This window comes from Leptolyngbya sp. AN10, assembly GCF_050565645.1.
In the GTDB taxonomy this organism is placed as follows: Bacteria; Cyanobacteriota; Cyanobacteriia; order Leptolyngbyales; family Leptolyngbyaceae; genus Leptolyngbya.
On sequence record NZ_JBNXVP010000015.1, the window covers coordinates 87,134 to 102,878 of the forward strand.

Genomic DNA, 15,745 nt, shown 5'->3' on the forward strand with positions numbered 1-15,745 from the left:
AAACTTTATAACCAATTTCCAATCAAAGTAAACGCTGCCCAATAGTAGGGATGACTAAACTCTTGGGTTTTGAGCAAAGATAGTTGAGCTTGGCGAACTGCTTCTGCTCTGGGTAATCGATCGTGAATTAAGCCTTGATAAAACTGAGTCACAAAACTAGCAGTCGATCGATCATTGACCATCCAAAGCGAAGCTAAGATACTTCGCGCTCCCGATCGAATCGCAACTCCAGCAATTCCCAATGCTGCTCGATCGTCACCTTCTGCGGTTTGACAGGCACTTAAGACTAACAGTTCGATCGGGAAAGCATCAGAAACATCTCGCTGTGTTAGTAGCGATCGCAGATTTTCTACAGTCAATTTTCCATCCCAGGTTTGGATGAATGTGCTGTCAGAACTAGAGCTAAATTGTCCATGAGTGGCAAGATGTACGATCGAGAAAGGTTTTGATTGAAGTTGTCTCTGCAATGCTTTGTTCGTAAAAGCCTCGTTTTTTAGCACAGTTGCGCTGATAGTCTTTACAATTTGAATCACCTCCTGTTGTACTCCCGGTAGTGCGACGGCTCCCTGATTGGCTTCGCTCAGTCCTGCGACTAATGCAGTTAAATTCTGTCGAGGCAACGGTCGAGGACTGAATAGTTCTAAACTTGGTGTGACTGCGATCGCGTATTGCTCGATCAAGTACTGCTGTCCGGTGTGCAATGCAGCGATCGGAATATTTCTCAGCGAACCATCCAGCACAAACACCAATGTTTCAATTGATTCAAGCTCGGTTGCTACGGGTTGGATCAACCAGCGATAGAGTTCTTGCGCGATCGGTAATCGTTCAGATTCAAAAGAAGTCGATCGCATTGATTGAATCATCCGATCGATACCTGCTTCAATGTCTGCACGAGGCAGAACAGTGGAATACCGTTTTAGAGCTTGATTGGGTAGGGAAACAATCACTTCTAATCGATCGCTTAAAATAATCGGATAGAAGATCGCAGCAGTTCGATCGATTTGATCAATCTGACGTGCTACAGCCGTTAAACACGCCTCGCGAAAGAAATTGTTCAGTTCTTCGAGTTGTAGGGATTCGATTACTTGTCTCGCTTGCACTAGATTCGGCTCAGAACCTTGCTGAATTAGGAGATCAACGAATTCACGATACACAGGTTCAACTTGCTCTTTGAAGGAGAATTGAACATCAGAAGCAATTGAAACGAGATCATTTCGCAAGCTTTGTAGAGTTTTGACTGCGTTGGAATATGCGATCGTTGCTTCTGATTGATTTCCTAGCTTTCTGAACAGTCTTCCGGTTTGCCATTGCCATCGATAGAGGATGTCCGGTGCATTGATTTGTTCTGCGATCGACACTGCTTTTTCTGTCAGTTGTTGAGCTTCTTTCCATTGTTGTGAGCGTTCATACAAAGAAGCTAAACGTCCGATTGCGTAAGATTCTGCTCTTGGATTCTTTAAAGTTTGAGCTTGTTGAATTGCGATCGCGAATTGTTCTGCTGCGGATTTTGTAGAAGAAACCTTTGACAAACAATCCGCAAATTCAATTTGAGCATAGATAGTTCTAGAGTTGAGCGGAAGTGTTTCGAGATTTGATCGTAGTTCTGGGAGTAGCTTCTCTGCTTCAGACCGACGTTCTAATCGCATTAACAACTTAAACTGTTGTAGCTGTGCTGGAAACTGAGTCTCACTGGGAAGTTTTGCTGCTTGTTGAAATCGAGCAAGAGCAGGTTCTAATTGTTGCTGTGCAAGAAGGGTGTTCCCTAGCTGAAATTGTGCTGCCTGGATTTCAAACGGATCAGTGCTAATTGAGAGACTTTGTTCAAGTACTGCTTGGGATTGCTTGAATTCTCCAACTAATCTTAAAACACTGCCTAATGTAAGTAATCCATTAGCTTTCAAGCTGAGATTCGATTGTTGTGAGAGTGGAGTCTGTAGCTCAGTCAGTAATGCTTTTGCACGACGAAATGCACCTAGAGATTGAAGAGCTTTAGCCTGATTGAGTTGAGTCCCTAGAGCTTCAATTTGTCGATCGCTGTTTCGATACAGTTTTTCTGCTTGTTCCCACGATCTAAGGGCGCTTTCTGCATTGTCTTGTGCGAGGAATTGTTGAGCTTGACTATCAAGAATCTGCGCTTCAGGCAAAGAAGCTGACATCGATCGACTAATCCCCAAAACAATCAAACATCCCACCAGAAAACACAGAAGAAATCGCTTCATGGTTTTTCTCCTGCACAAGTTGGAATCGTTGCCTGCACAGGTGTTCCCGAAACGAGCGCAATCGTTCCATCCGCATTTTTAATCCAGTGAGTTGCTTCGACAAGATTGTTCGATTTTGATGGAGTAGAAGCAATCTCACTTCTCGAATTTCTCCAGACAGATGTAGCATTCAACGCCTCAGTCGGATCAGGGGGAAGTCCTCCTTTCCCAGTCACAACAAAACTATTCGCTCTCGATCGAGGAGAACAAGTCTGAGCAATCTGATTCGAGGTATCAACAAGCTGCGGAACTTCTTGAGCTTTCTGATCCGGTTCAGTTTGCAAGGTATTCAATCTAACTGTTCCATCTAATCCAAACTCAGAACTTGCAGTAATATCACTCAATCCGGTTGGCTCAGAAGGTGAAATTCCAAGAATCGATCGAGTCGTAATTTGAATATTTCCACCGCGCCCTCGAACTGCATTCGCGGTAATATCACTGTTCTCATTCGGAATCGCCAAAATAAATCCATTCGCTGTGATATCAATGTTTCCACCGTTTCCACTTCTCATTGCAGTTGCAGAAATTTGACTATTCCTCCGCAGTCTTAGTAAATTCTGCGAAGTCAGCGAAATGTTTCCCCCTTCACCGCTTTGTGTTTTAGCCACAATGTTTCCTCGATCGAGCAAAACATTACCCGCATCAATCCGAATCCGTCCGCCATCTCCAGTTCCTTGGCTATCAACCGAGATTCGCCCATTGTTAGCGACTGTTAGATCGCGAGTGTCGATCGCAATATTACCCCCGATTCCACTCGACTCTGGTGAAGTGCTGGCAAAGATCCCGCTCACCGACTGGCTCCCACGTCTGAATTTGCCATAAAAATCAATCTCTCCTTCAAAGAACCGCTCTAAACGAGCACTATAAAAGGGATCATCTCCAGCAATTTGAATCTGATTTGCAGTAACTTGGATTGTTCCTGCTGCCCCTTGTGATGAAGTCAAAACACTCAATTTTCCACCGTTTAGTAGACTGAGTTGATCGGCATTAATTTGAATCACACCGCCCCGACCACGACTCAAAACTGCAATCGGATCAGCCGTGATCGCATCAATCTCTGCTCCTTGCTGAATCGTGAGCGATCGCGCACCGATCGTAATGTTTCCCCCGCTGCTATTCTGAGTCGTGCTGCTAAAAATCCCGCTCTGAGTTCCGCCTACAAAAGCAGGAGCAGTCGTCGAAAGGATGGTGCTGAAATCTGGAGAATACCTGAACAATGCAAACGGATATCCGGTCAAATTTACGCCCTCAATCAGAACAGTATCGGCATTGACGAAGACATTCCCCGCATCGCCGTTCCCTGATGTCAGCGTATTGATCTGAGCACCATTTGTTAAGCGAATCGAACGAGCCGTCAAGGAAATGTCTTGTCCACGCCCGATCGAGCCAGGTTGGAGTGCGGAAGTAATATCTGAGGTTTCTAGATGAATCGAATCTTGTGCTGTGATCCGAATTGTATTTGCAGTGCCTTGTCCACCTTCCAAGCCTGACGCGATCGTAGAAAGTCGCATCAACAGCGATCGAGCATCAATGTCGATCTTCCCTGCATTGCCGCTCCCATTCGCAAAGATTTGACTACTAATCGAACTGGTATCCAGCGTGATGTCGCCTCGAACATTCAAGTCGATATTCCCACCGTTGCCCCTTGCTGAAAGGCTCCGAGAACGCTGTCCAAAAGCCGCATCTCCTACTCCCGATGAGATTTCACCTCGATTTCTCATGTCGATCGAGCCTGCATCGATCGTAATATTGCCCTTCGTGCCCAGTGCTTCAACTAAAGCATCAAACGGCTTGATCTGGGTTGTAATCGCAGCCGTCCAATCGGCTCCACCGTCTAGCAATAGATTGTCTCGAAGATTGATGTTAATGTTGCCCGATTCCCCGATCGCTTGAGAGGATAGTCCTGTTTCAATCCCCGCACCAAATAAGCTGAGAGAATTTGCCTCGATCGTGATGTCGCCCGCATTGCCCTGTCCTCGGCTCACCGCATACAGTCCTGGATTCCTAAAGCGCCCTGGATCTCTTTGCCAAATGATGTTATTGCCAGCCTTGACATCCAAGCGTCCTGCATTGCCCGCACTATTGTTTAAAACGATGCTATAGACTGCACTATCTTTTGCTGTAATGTCTCGCCCTGCGTTTAATCGAATGTTCCCTGCATCCCCAGAACCTGGATAAAAGTTACTGCTACCAAAGCTAAGTTGTCTTAGCCCATAGCCGCGACTAATCGCTGTACTGTCCAATCCAGTTGAACTCGATAACGAGGTTTGATTCAGAAAAATCGAGTTTCCTGCGTCGATCGAGATATCTCCAGATCTACCTTCAGAGCCAAAAATCTTACTAGAAACGATTTCGCCTTGATTCACGTCTACATTCTGTCCAGCACTCAGGCGAATCGCTCCAGAAGTTCCTGATCCAAATTTCAAGCTAAACAATGTTCCATCATTCAGAAAAATGCTTCCAGCCTGACTGGTCAGTTGAATGTCTCCGCTACTGCTTCCAGCGAATCCTCCAGAAGTTCCAATGTTCTGAACCTTGATGTCTCCTGCTGCATTCAGCGTTACAGAATTACCATTTTGACCGGATAGATCGGCAAATGCTGAAATGTTGCTACTGTTTGCATCGATCGAGCCACCACGACTGGTAATCCGAACACGACCTGCATTCCCGAATCCGCTCACCGTCTGAATGCTGCTCAGTTTAATATCACCTGTTGCAGTCAGTTGAACACTACCGCTGTCTTGCTGCCCACGGGTAATTGCTCCTTCTTCCAGAGTGATGGTTCCACCCGCCTCGATCGTAATATTTCCACCATTCCCAAAGCGGCTTGAAGTATCAATGTAGAAAATATCAACATTGCCTTGAGCCGAAATTGTTGTATCTCCGGCATTTCCAGCACTTCTTGTACGATCAATCTGAACTTCGCCAGGAATGTTGATTGATCCTCCTGCCAAAATCTGTAGAGAAGCACCTTGATAGTTCCCGAAACTAACATCTCCGATCGAGCGAATTTGGGAACCTCCAGAACTCAGCAATGTTCCTAAGTTGCCGTTAAAGTCTTCAATCCAAAAGTTGCCGCCTGTGTTGAACTGAGCATTACTCACAATCGGATTGTTCGATCGTAGAATCAGATCGCGTCCTGCACTGATCTGTCCATCTAGCTGCAACTGATCAGACTGTAAGGTGAAAGTCTGAGGAACGGTGAGAACTCCTTGATTGACGATCGAGCTTCCCGATAGTGGAATTCCCAATCCAATCGGAACACTGATTGTTAACAATGGCGGCGCTTGCGGATTAGTAGCACGATATTCACCTTGATTTCCAAACATGAATCGATCGGCAGTACTCGCTGCAAACGATCCACCAATGCTCAATCTGGCATTTGCTCCAAATAGAATTCCACTCGGATTTAGCAGAAAGAAATTTGCCGTACCATTGGTTTGGATCAGACCATCGATCGTAGAAATATTCCCACCTGTAACACGGGTAAAAATATTCTGAATGCTCAGATCATTGTTAAAAATCGCAGCATTATTCGTCAGTACTGAAAATTCGCTGAAACTGTGAAATAAATTATCTTGAACTCTCGTTCCCCCAGTAATCAGCGATCGAGTATTTTGAGTTTCAACGATCGAGCCATTCGGAAGCGTTGTATCGGGTGTAATTTGAGCAACTGCGGGAGAACCCAAAGCAACTAAAACGATTCCACAGTTCGTTAGGAAATATTTTGTTAAATTCAAGCCGTTCATCATCCTGGACACGCACTTTTACGTGTCAAACAGAGCACACCCCTCCTACACTCTTTATCTAATAGAACCCGGAAAGACTACAAGGTAGGAAAAGTAACAAAAGTCATATTTTCAGCAGATATCACTGATTGTGCTGAGTTGGGGTAAGACAAATGACTGAGCGTAAAATTGTGCTGTTAGCGCGATCGAGCTACTAAGATCAGACATATAGCAGTAGAAGTTTAGATTAGGACATCCTTGGAGTAGCCCCCAAACCCCCAATTCTGGGGGCTTAAGACTCTTGCTCCCCCAAACTTGGGGGCTGGGGGGCTTCCTCGAAGTGTCCTAACTGAAATAAGTACGGCTACAGTGAAGCTCAGAGAACAACAATGCTAACAGCAACGCGCCCTTACTCTTGGAATCAATCCGTTTTACATACAGCAAAAGGATTCGCACCGACTCAACTCCCCATTCTGTCTGGCACAATTCCTGAAGGACTACGCGGCTCTTTGTACCGCAATGGTCCAGGTCGATTAGAGCGAGGCGGAATTCGAGTCGGACACTGGTTTGATGGAGATGGCGCAATCTTAGGAGTGCATTTCAACCCTACAGGTGCAACAGGTGTGTATCGCTATGTTGAAACACCCGAATTTTTGAATGAAGAACACTCTGGAAAATTGCTCTACAGCGGCTATGGAATGTTACCGCCTGGAGGATTGCTCGATCGATTCACGAAAGGCTTAAAGAATGCTGCAAATACTTCAGTTTTGGCGTTTAGCGATCGCTTACTCGCACTCTGGGAAGGTGGACATCCGTATGCGCTCGATCTAGAAACGCTCGAAACTCAACACCAAGATCATTTGGGAAATTTACCTGATTCGCTCCCATTCTCGGCACATCCAAAGCACGATCCAATCACCGGAGATCTCTACAATTTCGGAGTAAGTTTCGGCAAAGATACAGTCCTGAATCTCTACTGTGTGGATTCGACTGGCAAACTCAAACAGCGGAACAGTCACAAGCTTGATGGATTTCCGCTGATTCATGATTTTGTCATGGCAGGACAGTATCTTTTGTTTTTCATTCCGCCTGTGCGATTGAATCCTCTGCCATTGTTAGCGAAGTTCAAAAGTTTTAGTGAATCCTTCGACTGGAAGCCAGAGAAAGGCACTCAAGTGCTGGTATTCGATCGACAAAAGCTGAATCTGATCAGTCAAGGTGAAACTGATCCTTGGTATCAATGGCACTTTGGAAACGCTTGTGTAGATCAGCATGGAAATGCAGTCGTTGATGTGATTCGATACGCAGATTTCAACACGAACGAATATCTCAGACAAGTCGCAACTGGAACACCTTCGACATCAGCAAAATCAACACTTTGGCAAATTCGAGTCGATCCGCTAACTGGAAAAGTTTTGGAACAGCAAGAACTACTCGATCGACATTGTGAATTCCCGATCGTTCAACCGGATCAAGTTGGACAACCCTGGCAGCATACCTATGTCTCATTACATCGACGTAACGCTGATCCAGTGACAGAAATTTTTGGTGCGATCGCTCGATTTGATCAATCGACAGGTGAACTAATCGAAGCGGATTGCGGTGAGAATCGGTATCCAATGGAGCCAATTTACGCGCCAGACGCGATCGATTCCAATCGAGGTTGGGTCGTGACGGTTGTATATGATGGCAACACCGACTCTAGTGAAGTTTGGATTTTTGATAGCGATCGCTTAAACGATTCGCCTGTGTGCCGATTAGGATTGCCCGAAGTGATCCCGATCGGATTTCATGGCACTTGGAAGCCTGCACTCTATAGCAGTAGAAGTTTAGAGTAGGACATCCTCGGAGTTGCCCCCAAACCCCCAATTCTGGGGGCTTAAGACTCTGGCTCCCCCAGAATTGGGGGTTTGGGGGGCTTTCAAGACGTGTCCTAACTAAAATAGGTACGGCTATAGAAGCAAAAAAAGGTGGCGCAACTTCAAATCACGCCACCTGCTAACCTTCACCTACAAATCTGTACGCTTATGCTGAAATCATTTCTCGCAATTCAGCTTCCAAAGCGCGTAATAACTTTTCATCGCCCCGTTCCTTTGCTGCCTGCATCCGACGAGTCACATTTCGATGAATCGTCAAACGATGAGCATCCGCGATCGAGTGCGATGACCGTCGAACAATACAATTCCGCTTAGGTTTTTCGGGCGCTTGTTCCTCAACTGTCTTCGGTGAATCTGCGTGAGGAATGCCCAATTGAGCCACGGTTTGACAAGTCCAACCTTTCGGAACACGACGGTTCAAGAGTTCCGCTTCCGTGACTTCTAGGCTAGGAGCCGCATAATTGTAGGATTGAACAACACGGGAGTGACGCATAAGAGACCTTCGGATTAACCGGGTTAAGGGAATGAACCTGAATATATTTTGTATCTTATGCGACAGTTTGACAATCGAAAATGCCCCTTAAGGAATATTTAGAAATTCGATTCTTCTGTCTGTAATTTCGCGAGGTGAGCACAGACATCACCCGAATCCCATTGCAGTTCCGCCATCAAAAGTGTGCTAATTCCGGTGATTAATCCAGTCGCCAAGAACTGCCACTCGCTGATATAGGGTAAAAGTACGAGTCCTGCAAGGTTGAGCAATCCGATAAAAGCGAAAGCACGCGATCGCATCTTCGCGCCCGTATACAGATAGCCAATTCCATCCAAAATCAGCCACAACGGACAAAGATTGACGAGCAGAAATCCCCAACCGAAAAAGACGCTCAAATCCGTGAGTCCAACTCCGAACAGCATGAGAAACACCCAAGCATCGATCACATCACTTAGCGGCTTAATCGATCGCCAATGATGCGACAGTTGAACCATGACGATCGTGCCCATCAGCGTCAGTCCTGTCCAAAGAATCGCTTGAAGTCGCCAATCAAGGGCGCAAAACTGAGCGATGGAAAAAATGAGAACCGAAATCATTCCCCAGACGAGGCAGGCTTGATCAATGCGCGTGTAAAACGTGGATAAAAGCGTTGTATCACCGAGTTGCCAGTGAATCCGCCAAATCCCTGGTAGATCCTCAATTTCAAACGCCGATCGCTTTCGTTTCAACAAAGGTGAGGTGAGGTTGAACCAATCTGGCTCAATGTAAATCTTCCAAGTCATTTGTTAACAAAACTTATTATTGTTCTAAGGATACTCCGATTCGATCCATAGAATTCACTCTGTGGATGCGAAAAGAAAAAATTGAAGCAGATTAATAAAAGGGTTTGAACAAAGGAGTCAGATAAGTAGGAGAGCCAAATTAAACCGCTCGTTGGGTTTGGGTTTCGACTGCGCTCAACCCTCGAAGAATCGGGTGTTGCGCGTTGAGCGGAGTCGAAACGCATCTTACGATTAATCTCACCCATCTACTTATTAATCAATTTATGAAACGGGTTTGGGAAGAAATGGGGCAGTATTTTTAATCTAAATTAGAAAGAGTGGGGGTAGGGAGTAGGGAGTAAGAAATCAAAACGAGAGCAACACCCCACTCCCCACTCCCTACTTCTTCACAACCCTCCCTACTTCACAACTCACTCAGGATTGCTATACTTTCTTCTCATCGGTCTAAGCCTAACCGTTGACCACGTTACCGCCGTTTGGGTGCAGAATTTGTCCGGTCATATAGCTCGAATCATCCGAAGCTAAGAAGACATAGCTCGGAGCCACTTCTTCCGGTTGTCCTGCTCGCTGCATCGGGACTTGTTGACCAAAGCTCTCAACCTTCTCAGGCGGGAACGTAGACGGAATCAACGGAGTCCAAATCGGTCCCGGTGCAACTCCATTCACCCGAATTCCTTTTTCGACCAAGGACTTAGATAGCGATCGAGTAAATGCCACGATCGCGCCCTTCGTTGAAGAGTAATCTAGCAACTGCGGACTTCCCTGATATGCCGTCACAGAAGTCGTATTAATGATTGCACTTCCTTCTTTCAGATGTGGCATAGCTGCCTTGGTTAGGAAGAACATACCGAAGATATTTGTGCGGAAAGTACGCTCTAATTGCTCTGCGGTGATGTTTTCAATGCCGTCTTGTGGGTGCTGTTCTGCGGCATTGTTGATCAAAATATCGAGATGTCCGAATTCACCGACTGCTTCTTGCACCGCTTCTTTACAAAAAGCCTCGTCGCCAATGTCACCCGCGATCGCAATACAGCGACGACCTTCTTTCTCAACCAAGCGAACCGTTTCCTGAGCATCTTCGTGCTCGTTGAGATAAACAATGACGCTATCTGCACCTTCTTTCGCGAAAAAGATTGCGACTGCGCGACCAATTCCACTATCTCCGCCAGTGATTAAAGCAACTTTATCAAGCAGTTTATCGCTGCCCTTGTACTTGTAATCCGAGTGCCGAGGTAGTGGATTCATTTCGGACTCTTTACCGGGCTGTTGGTCTTGCTGTTGAGCGGGTTGGGACTTTTGCTGTTCTGAGGCTTGTGCCATCGTTGTTCTCCTTTGTTCTGGGATATTGGCGGTTAGGCGATCGACAAATTTTAGCGATCGCCCAAATCAAACATTCCTACCGCCAAATTCGGTTGCCGTCCTCGTCCATACGAGCCATACGAATCATGTCGGAGATCTCTTCAGCGTCTTTGACGTGGTGCAGCGCTTTCTCTTCGCCTTCGGGAGTCTCAAACACGAAATAGGTCGGAACGGTAATATGGTCGCCCGTGATATCCGGAGCATCGACCGCAACTTGTTTCGCTTTTTCTTCTAAAGATTTCGACTCATCAATGCGATCGCCAGGGTTTGCCGTCAAACCACCTTTTTCGAGTTCTTTTAACTGTTCTAGTTTTTGCTGCGGATCAACTTCTTGAGGGGTCATCGGTTGATTGATCCCATTAGTATTTTCAGCGGGCTTTGAATCGTTATTCATAATAAAAAAATTGAACTCTTACTGATATAAACGTAAAAAAAAGAGGCGTATCTTGCCTCTTTCAAATGTATGAGTTGACCAATCGTCCAAAAGCGTGAAGTAACCTGTTCTTCACTCTTCCATTCAGTTAGGGTCGCCCTTTGGGTCCAATACCAATGACTGCAACTTTATGGCGGTAAATTAATTCAGCCCCGTACCATCCAGTAATTCCTAAAGTCGCCGCAACAAACAAAGAAATTAAGATCCCAGTGGGAACAATTGCGCCCGTTTGGTTGCCCCAACGTAACCACAAATTCGCTCCAGACAAGAGCAATGCTGCGATATTTCCAACCATGTGCGCCCAGCCTGCACTGTGTTCACGAACCCGACCAATTCGCAGAAAATCACTCATTCCGGTCGCTGCGGCAACTAATCCAGTAATCAAACCACCAATCAGCAACCAGAAGGAAGCCCGCGCCCAGAACGCATCTTGGGTCAGCCAATAAGCGCCATCCGTTAAGAGCGTGCTGGTTAACAGTGCGATCGGGAAAGTGACAATCAACGGATGCAACGGGTGTTTTAGGACGTGAACGGTGCTAGGAACGCCACTATCGCGCAATTCAGCTTCATCTGATTCAACCAACAACGGAACGCTCGGCGTAGATCTCGACATAGGGGTTCTCCTGATAGAGTAATTTGCCTTTAGGATGACGGAAACTGATTGACGATCGCTTCTGACTGAAGAATTAGTTTTCCTTTCAGTGCTGCCAATCGCTGGAGCTGAAGCGACATATCACCAAGCTCGAAATTCTTCAAATCAAGCAGTTTTTTGGCTTCGTTTAACATCGCTTCAGTGAACTCTGGGGACAGTTCTTGATTGTCTAAATATTCAACATCTTCAAGTACAATCTGTTGCTTGTCTGGGCTGATTTTCGGAACCGCAGTAAAGGCTACAGATTTCCTCTCTTGTGAATTTTGTAAAATCACTTCTGTGCTAAATAAAATCTTGCCTGCTCCAGGCAGACCAAAATTAATTTTTTGCATATCAACGGTGGCAGTTTCACCATTGACTTGCACATCTAAATTCTGCATTTTGCCTTTGACAAAATCAGAGCGAAATGCGCGATTAATATCTGATTCGGTAAGGGTTACGATCGCTTCTGCTTCAGTGGGATGTGTCAATTCAATTTTGCCAAAAGCAAGGCTCATCGGATTCACTGCAACTGATCCAGTATTGAACTCCATTTGTTCGATGCGAAGGTCTTGTTTCATCACCATTCCTTCGCCCGCGATCGACACAGAGTTTAAGGCTCCAGTGATCACTTTTAGGGGATCAATATCAATTGCAACGTTTAAAGTTTCAACTGCGTCGAGTTGGCTCTTGATTCCGAGTTCTGCAACCTTGCTAATGGCTTGGTCATCTAAATCCGGCATGTTTCGCTCCTGCGCCAGTCCAATCAGGCTTAAATTTAGAACATTTGAACAGTGGCTAAATCTGCACACTGACAGAAGAAAAGCGCGATCGCACTCTGTCTAGAGAGGGGCAACTTGCATCGGCAGTTCAACCGTAAATGTAGAACCCATCCCTGGTTTGCTTTGAACTGTGATTTCTCCGCCCATCAATTGAGTAAGCGCTTTAGTGATAGCAAGCCCTAGCCCGGTTCCGCCATGTTGTCGAGTCGTGGTTTGATTGACCTGTCGAAACTCCTGGAAAATCGAATCAAAATTGGCATCATCAATTCCAATTCCGGTGTCTTGAACTGCGATCGCGATTCTGCCGAATTTTCCCGGCTTGACTTGAACGCAGACGGAACCGGAATCGGTAAATTTGATCGCGTTAGAAATGAGATTGAATAGAATTTGTTTCACTCTTGCTCGATCGTTCACGATCGTCGAATTTCTAGCTGTGAAGTGAGTATGAAATCCTAGTTTCTTTTGTTCTGCCAGCGATCGCATTTCTTCAACGGTCAAAGAGACTAATTCGTTCAAATCGAATGTTTCTAAGTGAAGTTCAATTCGCTTCGCCCGCAGATTTGAAAAGTCTAAAATATCTTCGATCAGGCTTAATAAATGCCGTCCGTTTTCAAAAATCCGTTCGATTAATTTTGCTTGATGTGGGGGAAATTGGCGATGAAATTGGCGGAGTAATAAATCGGAAAAGCCTAAAATTGCAGTCAAAGGCGTTCGCAACTCGTGAGACATGGTTGCGATAAATTGCTCTTTTAATCGATCGGCTTCGATCAGTTGTAAGTTCTGATTTTGAATTTTTCTTAATTGTTCTTCAATTTGTTTTCGCGTGGTAATATCTCGCACAAGCCACCGAAGCGCGATCGTTTCTCTAGTTTCTGTTTTTACCGCAACAGTGGTTAAAGCAGCTTCAAATCGCGTTCCATCGTCGGCAATCAGCGGAATTTCCCATTCGCGAACTTGCTCGATCGATTGCAGTTGAAGTAACAGCGATCGGAAAACATTCCGGTGCTCTGCTGCGACAAAATTAATCAGAATCTTACCGACAATATATCTTTTATCAATCTTTAATAGCTCTGCTGCGGCTCGATTTGCTTCTTGAATTTCTCCGTGTTTATCTGTGATTAGATAGCCATCTGGAGCAAATTCAAATAACTCTTGATAGCGGCGTTGCTGCGCTTCAAGCGCCTGTCTTGTCTCAAGAAGTTGTTGATTTTGCTGACACACTTCTTCTTCGATCGATTTTAATTCTGTTAGGGCTTTGGAAAGTGCAGACAGATATTCTGTAAAAGAAGCATCTGGTGTAGGTGATTGGTCAAACGATTGAAAAAGCTGATGCACTTGTTGATCGACGGTTTCTAATTGATGAATTAGGTTTTGTCGATCGCGAATATTTTTAGATTCATTCATAGCTCTACGATCGAATTATTTAAAAAACAATTGAATGAGACAAAATTGCGTATAACAATGTCGAACATAGAGGGAATATAATCGTAACTCAGCTTAAATTTAGGTGAATTGATCCTGCCCCCACGCTTCGTATGATTGCAAACTCTGGTGATTCCTGACTCTACCGTGAGGACTGCCTTAACAGGAATTTTTAATAAATTGCGCTAGATTAGCAGAACGTGTTTGCGCTTGTTCTCATGCCAATTCAAAATCACCGCTGGTTTTTGCCCCCAGTTCAAGTCGAGCCAGAACTGTTTGAAATCTATCGATCGACACATCAGTTTTATCAAGAAGTTCATTCACGTGAAGCACACGATCGATATTGCGAATGGTATGCCGAAATTTCAGAACAAAATCGCCGCGAACTAGAAAAAATGCGCGGCGATATCAATGTTTTTAGTTGGTTCCGACGACGATCGGGCGACTAAAAGCATTAGCAATTCTTTGATGCGACCAATTTCCAACAGAAACGATCGAGCTTTCTGCAAAAAATTCTGCAATGACTAAATCTTGATCCGGATTCGCGATTCCATCAGAGTTTAAATCCACGATCAAATCTGCATTCCGGCGCATCATTGCGTTTAAGCTCGGTTGTCGATCGAAGACAATACGATCGCGTCCTTCACTATCAATGATTCGCGTTCCCGCTACAGTGCCAACCTGATAGATATCATCGCCTGCACCACCGAGCAGAACATTTCGACCTGCACTTGCAATTAAGCGATCGTCTCCCGTTCCGCCTTCAATCCAATCATTTCCAGCACCGCCATCTAAGCGATCGTTTCCTGCATTTCCAATAATCCGATTGTCCAAAGCATTCCCAATCACTTCATCAGAACTCGATGATCCTTCGATATCTTTGATCTGCACTCCAAATCCAATCACCGTGGCAAACTTGGACATTTTGAATTCTTGATCTGCGCTACCTTCTGGATTTTGAGTTTTAGGAGCATGAAGCGTATACCGCCCACTATTGAATGCTTCTTTTGTCGTTAATTGACCACCAGGACGAAGATCATAGTAGTAGCCGTTTTCATCTAGGGGAAGTGCAGAGACATCGATCGAGTTATTGCCTCCACCGTCCCAAATTGCTTGAGTCGCTTTGAATTGTCGATCGACTCCATTAAACGGAAAAATACTCGTTCCGTCTCCGGTAAATTTGTAAACGGTATCGCCCGCCTGAAACGCCTTATTCGCGCCGTAAAGGGCTTGTAGTGCTGCGATATCATGCGCCATCAGCGACCAATTCCAAGCCGAGGGTTCCTGAGCTAGATTCGAGTCCACATCGTAAGACATCACAGAATTAATTGTGTTATCCATTTCCAACGGCAGAAACGGCGGCTCTTCATCTTCCGCGTATCGACCGGGATGTTTTAGTCCCATCGCGTGTCCAAGCTCGTGAACGATCGTTGCGTACTCTGCACTTCCAATGCCTTTTTTCCAGTCACCGCCACCACTGTAGAGAAAAACCGCTCCATCGCGCTGATCGCCATACGTTTTGGGTCGATACGCAGAGGCATAACTACCAGAAGTATTCTCATAAACCATCACGCGAATATTTGCACTCGCTTTCGGATCATTCGTATCTGGAACTTCCTTGAACGTAATTGGAATCACCGAAGCATACATTTCTTCTAGAATTTCGCGCACATAGCCTTTCGTCTCTTCGGGAACCGGGCTAATTTTCTCAGGATGATCATCCGGGTAATCTTTGACATTCGCAGCCGTTACAAAGCTGTAAGTGACTGTGCTCGTATCCCATTTCTGAATTTGCCCGTTCTCATTTTTCGGAGGCAAAATCGCTTTATACGTTGAATCGAAAGTATTCCAGGACGCGAGAGATTGAGTAGCAATCGTCACAGAAAGAAACGCGATCGTCGCCACAAACCAGTATTTGAATCGAGTTAGCATCATCGTCTAAAACATACGAAAAAAGAGTGAATTGCTCCACTCTTCTAA

At 45.4% G+C, this 15,745-nt stretch carries 12 protein-coding genes; 2 read left to right on the forward strand and 10 right to left on the reverse strand.

Annotated features, from left to right (window positions below; translation table 11 throughout):
• Positions 1-5: 5 nt before the first annotated feature.
• The gene (locus tag ACQ4M5_RS21090; RefSeq protein ID WP_430677649.1) at positions 6-2,219 is read right to left on the reverse strand and encodes a CHAT domain-containing protein; all 2,214 of its coding nucleotides are present in this window, start codon (positions 2,217-2,219) and stop codon (positions 6-8) included.
• Positions 2,216-5,998, reverse strand: coding sequence for a filamentous hemagglutinin N-terminal domain-containing protein (locus tag ACQ4M5_RS21095; protein WP_430677650.1), 3,783 nt, complete (start codon positions 5,996-5,998; stop codon positions 2,216-2,218). The genes ACQ4M5_RS21090 and ACQ4M5_RS21095 overlap by 4 nt, the downstream gene beginning before the upstream one ends.
• A gap of 377 nt (positions 5,999-6,375) precedes the next feature.
• Between ACQ4M5_RS21095 and ACQ4M5_RS21100 the strand changes: the two genes are divergently transcribed.
• Entirely contained in the window at positions 6,376-7,824 is a 1,449-nt protein-coding gene (locus ACQ4M5_RS21100) for a carotenoid oxygenase family protein (RefSeq protein ID WP_430677651.1), read from the forward strand.
• Positions 7,825-8,011: 187 nt separating this feature from the next.
• Here ACQ4M5_RS21100 and ACQ4M5_RS21105 read toward each other — a convergent pair whose 3' ends face one another.
• From ACQ4M5_RS21105 to ACQ4M5_RS21135, 7 genes are all read right to left on the reverse strand, one after another.
• Positions 8,012-8,356, reverse strand: coding sequence for a hypothetical protein (locus ACQ4M5_RS21105; protein ID WP_430677652.1), 345 nt, complete (start codon positions 8,354-8,356; stop codon positions 8,012-8,014).
• Positions 8,357-8,454: 98 nt separating this feature from the next.
• Positions 8,455-9,138, reverse strand: a complete 684-nt coding sequence (locus tag ACQ4M5_RS21110; RefSeq protein ID WP_430677653.1) for a hypothetical protein — start codon at positions 9,136-9,138, stop codon at positions 8,455-8,457.
• Positions 9,139-9,588: 450 nt separating this feature from the next.
• Positions 9,589-10,458, reverse strand: a complete 870-nt coding sequence (locus tag ACQ4M5_RS21115) for an SDR family oxidoreductase (RefSeq protein ID WP_430677654.1) — start codon at positions 10,456-10,458, stop codon at positions 9,589-9,591.
• Positions 10,459-10,534: 76 nt separating this feature from the next.
• Positions 10,535-10,891, reverse strand: a complete 357-nt coding sequence (locus ACQ4M5_RS21120) for a hypothetical protein (protein ID WP_430677655.1) — start codon at positions 10,889-10,891, stop codon at positions 10,535-10,537.
• 127 nt (positions 10,892-11,018) lie between these two features.
• Positions 11,019-11,543, reverse strand: coding sequence for a DUF2231 domain-containing protein (locus ACQ4M5_RS21125; protein WP_430677656.1), 525 nt, complete (start codon positions 11,541-11,543; stop codon positions 11,019-11,021).
• 29 nt (positions 11,544-11,572) lie between these two features.
• Complete coding sequence (locus tag ACQ4M5_RS21130; protein ID WP_430677657.1) at positions 11,573-12,304, reverse strand: LmeA family phospholipid-binding protein; 732 nt, start codon at positions 12,302-12,304, stop codon at positions 11,573-11,575.
• 99 nt (positions 12,305-12,403) lie between these two features.
• Positions 12,404-13,747 carry a PAS domain-containing sensor histidine kinase gene (locus ACQ4M5_RS21135; protein WP_430677658.1) on the reverse strand — a complete coding sequence of 448 codons (1,344 nt, stop codon included), beginning with the start codon at positions 13,745-13,747 and terminating at the stop codon, positions 12,404-12,406.
• 236 nt (positions 13,748-13,983) lie between these two features.
• On the opposite strand from ACQ4M5_RS21135, the gene ACQ4M5_RS21140 reads away from it, so the two are divergent.
• Positions 13,984-14,214 (forward strand): hypothetical protein, encoded by a 231-nt coding sequence (locus ACQ4M5_RS21140; RefSeq protein ID WP_430677659.1) that lies wholly within the window; start codon positions 13,984-13,986, stop codon positions 14,212-14,214.
• Here the strand turns inward: ACQ4M5_RS21140 and ACQ4M5_RS21145 are convergent.
• The gene (locus ACQ4M5_RS21145) at positions 14,183-15,700 is read right to left on the reverse strand and encodes a M10 family metallopeptidase (RefSeq protein ID WP_430677660.1); all 1,518 of its coding nucleotides are present in this window, start codon (positions 15,698-15,700) and stop codon (positions 14,183-14,185) included. The genes ACQ4M5_RS21140 and ACQ4M5_RS21145 overlap by 32 nt on opposite strands.
• Between the last annotated feature and the right edge of the window lie 45 nt (positions 15,701-15,745).

What these genes read in the sequence shown, in the direction of transcription:
- ACQ4M5_RS21120 (WP_430677655.1), bottom strand. Translation starts at nt 10,891, where the DNA reads ATGAATAACGATTCAAAGCCCGCTGAAAATACTAATGGGATCAATCAA.
- ACQ4M5_RS21140 (WP_430677659.1), top strand. Translation starts at nt 13,984, where the DNA reads ATGCCAATTCAAAATCACCGCTGGTTTTTGCCCCCAGTTCAAGTCGAG.
- ACQ4M5_RS21110 (WP_430677653.1), bottom strand. Translation starts at nt 9,138, where the DNA reads ATGACTTGGAAGATTTACATTGAGCCAGATTGGTTCAACCTCACCTCA.
- ACQ4M5_RS21100 (WP_430677651.1), top strand. Translation starts at nt 6,376, where the DNA reads ATGCTAACAGCAACGCGCCCTTACTCTTGGAATCAATCCGTTTTACAT.
- ACQ4M5_RS21130 (WP_430677657.1), bottom strand. Translation starts at nt 12,304, where the DNA reads ATGCCGGATTTAGATGACCAAGCCATTAGCAAGGTTGCAGAACTCGGA.
- ACQ4M5_RS21135 (WP_430677658.1), bottom strand. Translation starts at nt 13,747, where the DNA reads ATGAATGAATCTAAAAATATTCGCGATCGACAAAACCTAATTCATCAA.
- ACQ4M5_RS21115 (WP_430677654.1), bottom strand. Translation starts at nt 10,458, where the DNA reads ATGGCACAAGCCTCAGAACAGCAAAAGTCCCAACCCGCTCAACAGCAA.
- ACQ4M5_RS21145 (WP_430677660.1), bottom strand. Translation starts at nt 15,700, where the DNA reads ATGATGCTAACTCGATTCAAATACTGGTTTGTGGCGACGATCGCGTTT.
- ACQ4M5_RS21090 (WP_430677649.1), bottom strand. Translation starts at nt 2,219, where the DNA reads ATGAAGCGATTTCTTCTGTGTTTTCTGGTGGGATGTTTGATTGTTTTG.
- ACQ4M5_RS21105 (WP_430677652.1), bottom strand. Translation starts at nt 8,356, where the DNA reads ATGCGTCACTCCCGTGTTGTTCAATCCTACAATTATGCGGCTCCTAGC.
- ACQ4M5_RS21125 (WP_430677656.1), bottom strand. Translation starts at nt 11,543, where the DNA reads ATGTCGAGATCTACGCCGAGCGTTCCGTTGTTGGTTGAATCAGATGAA.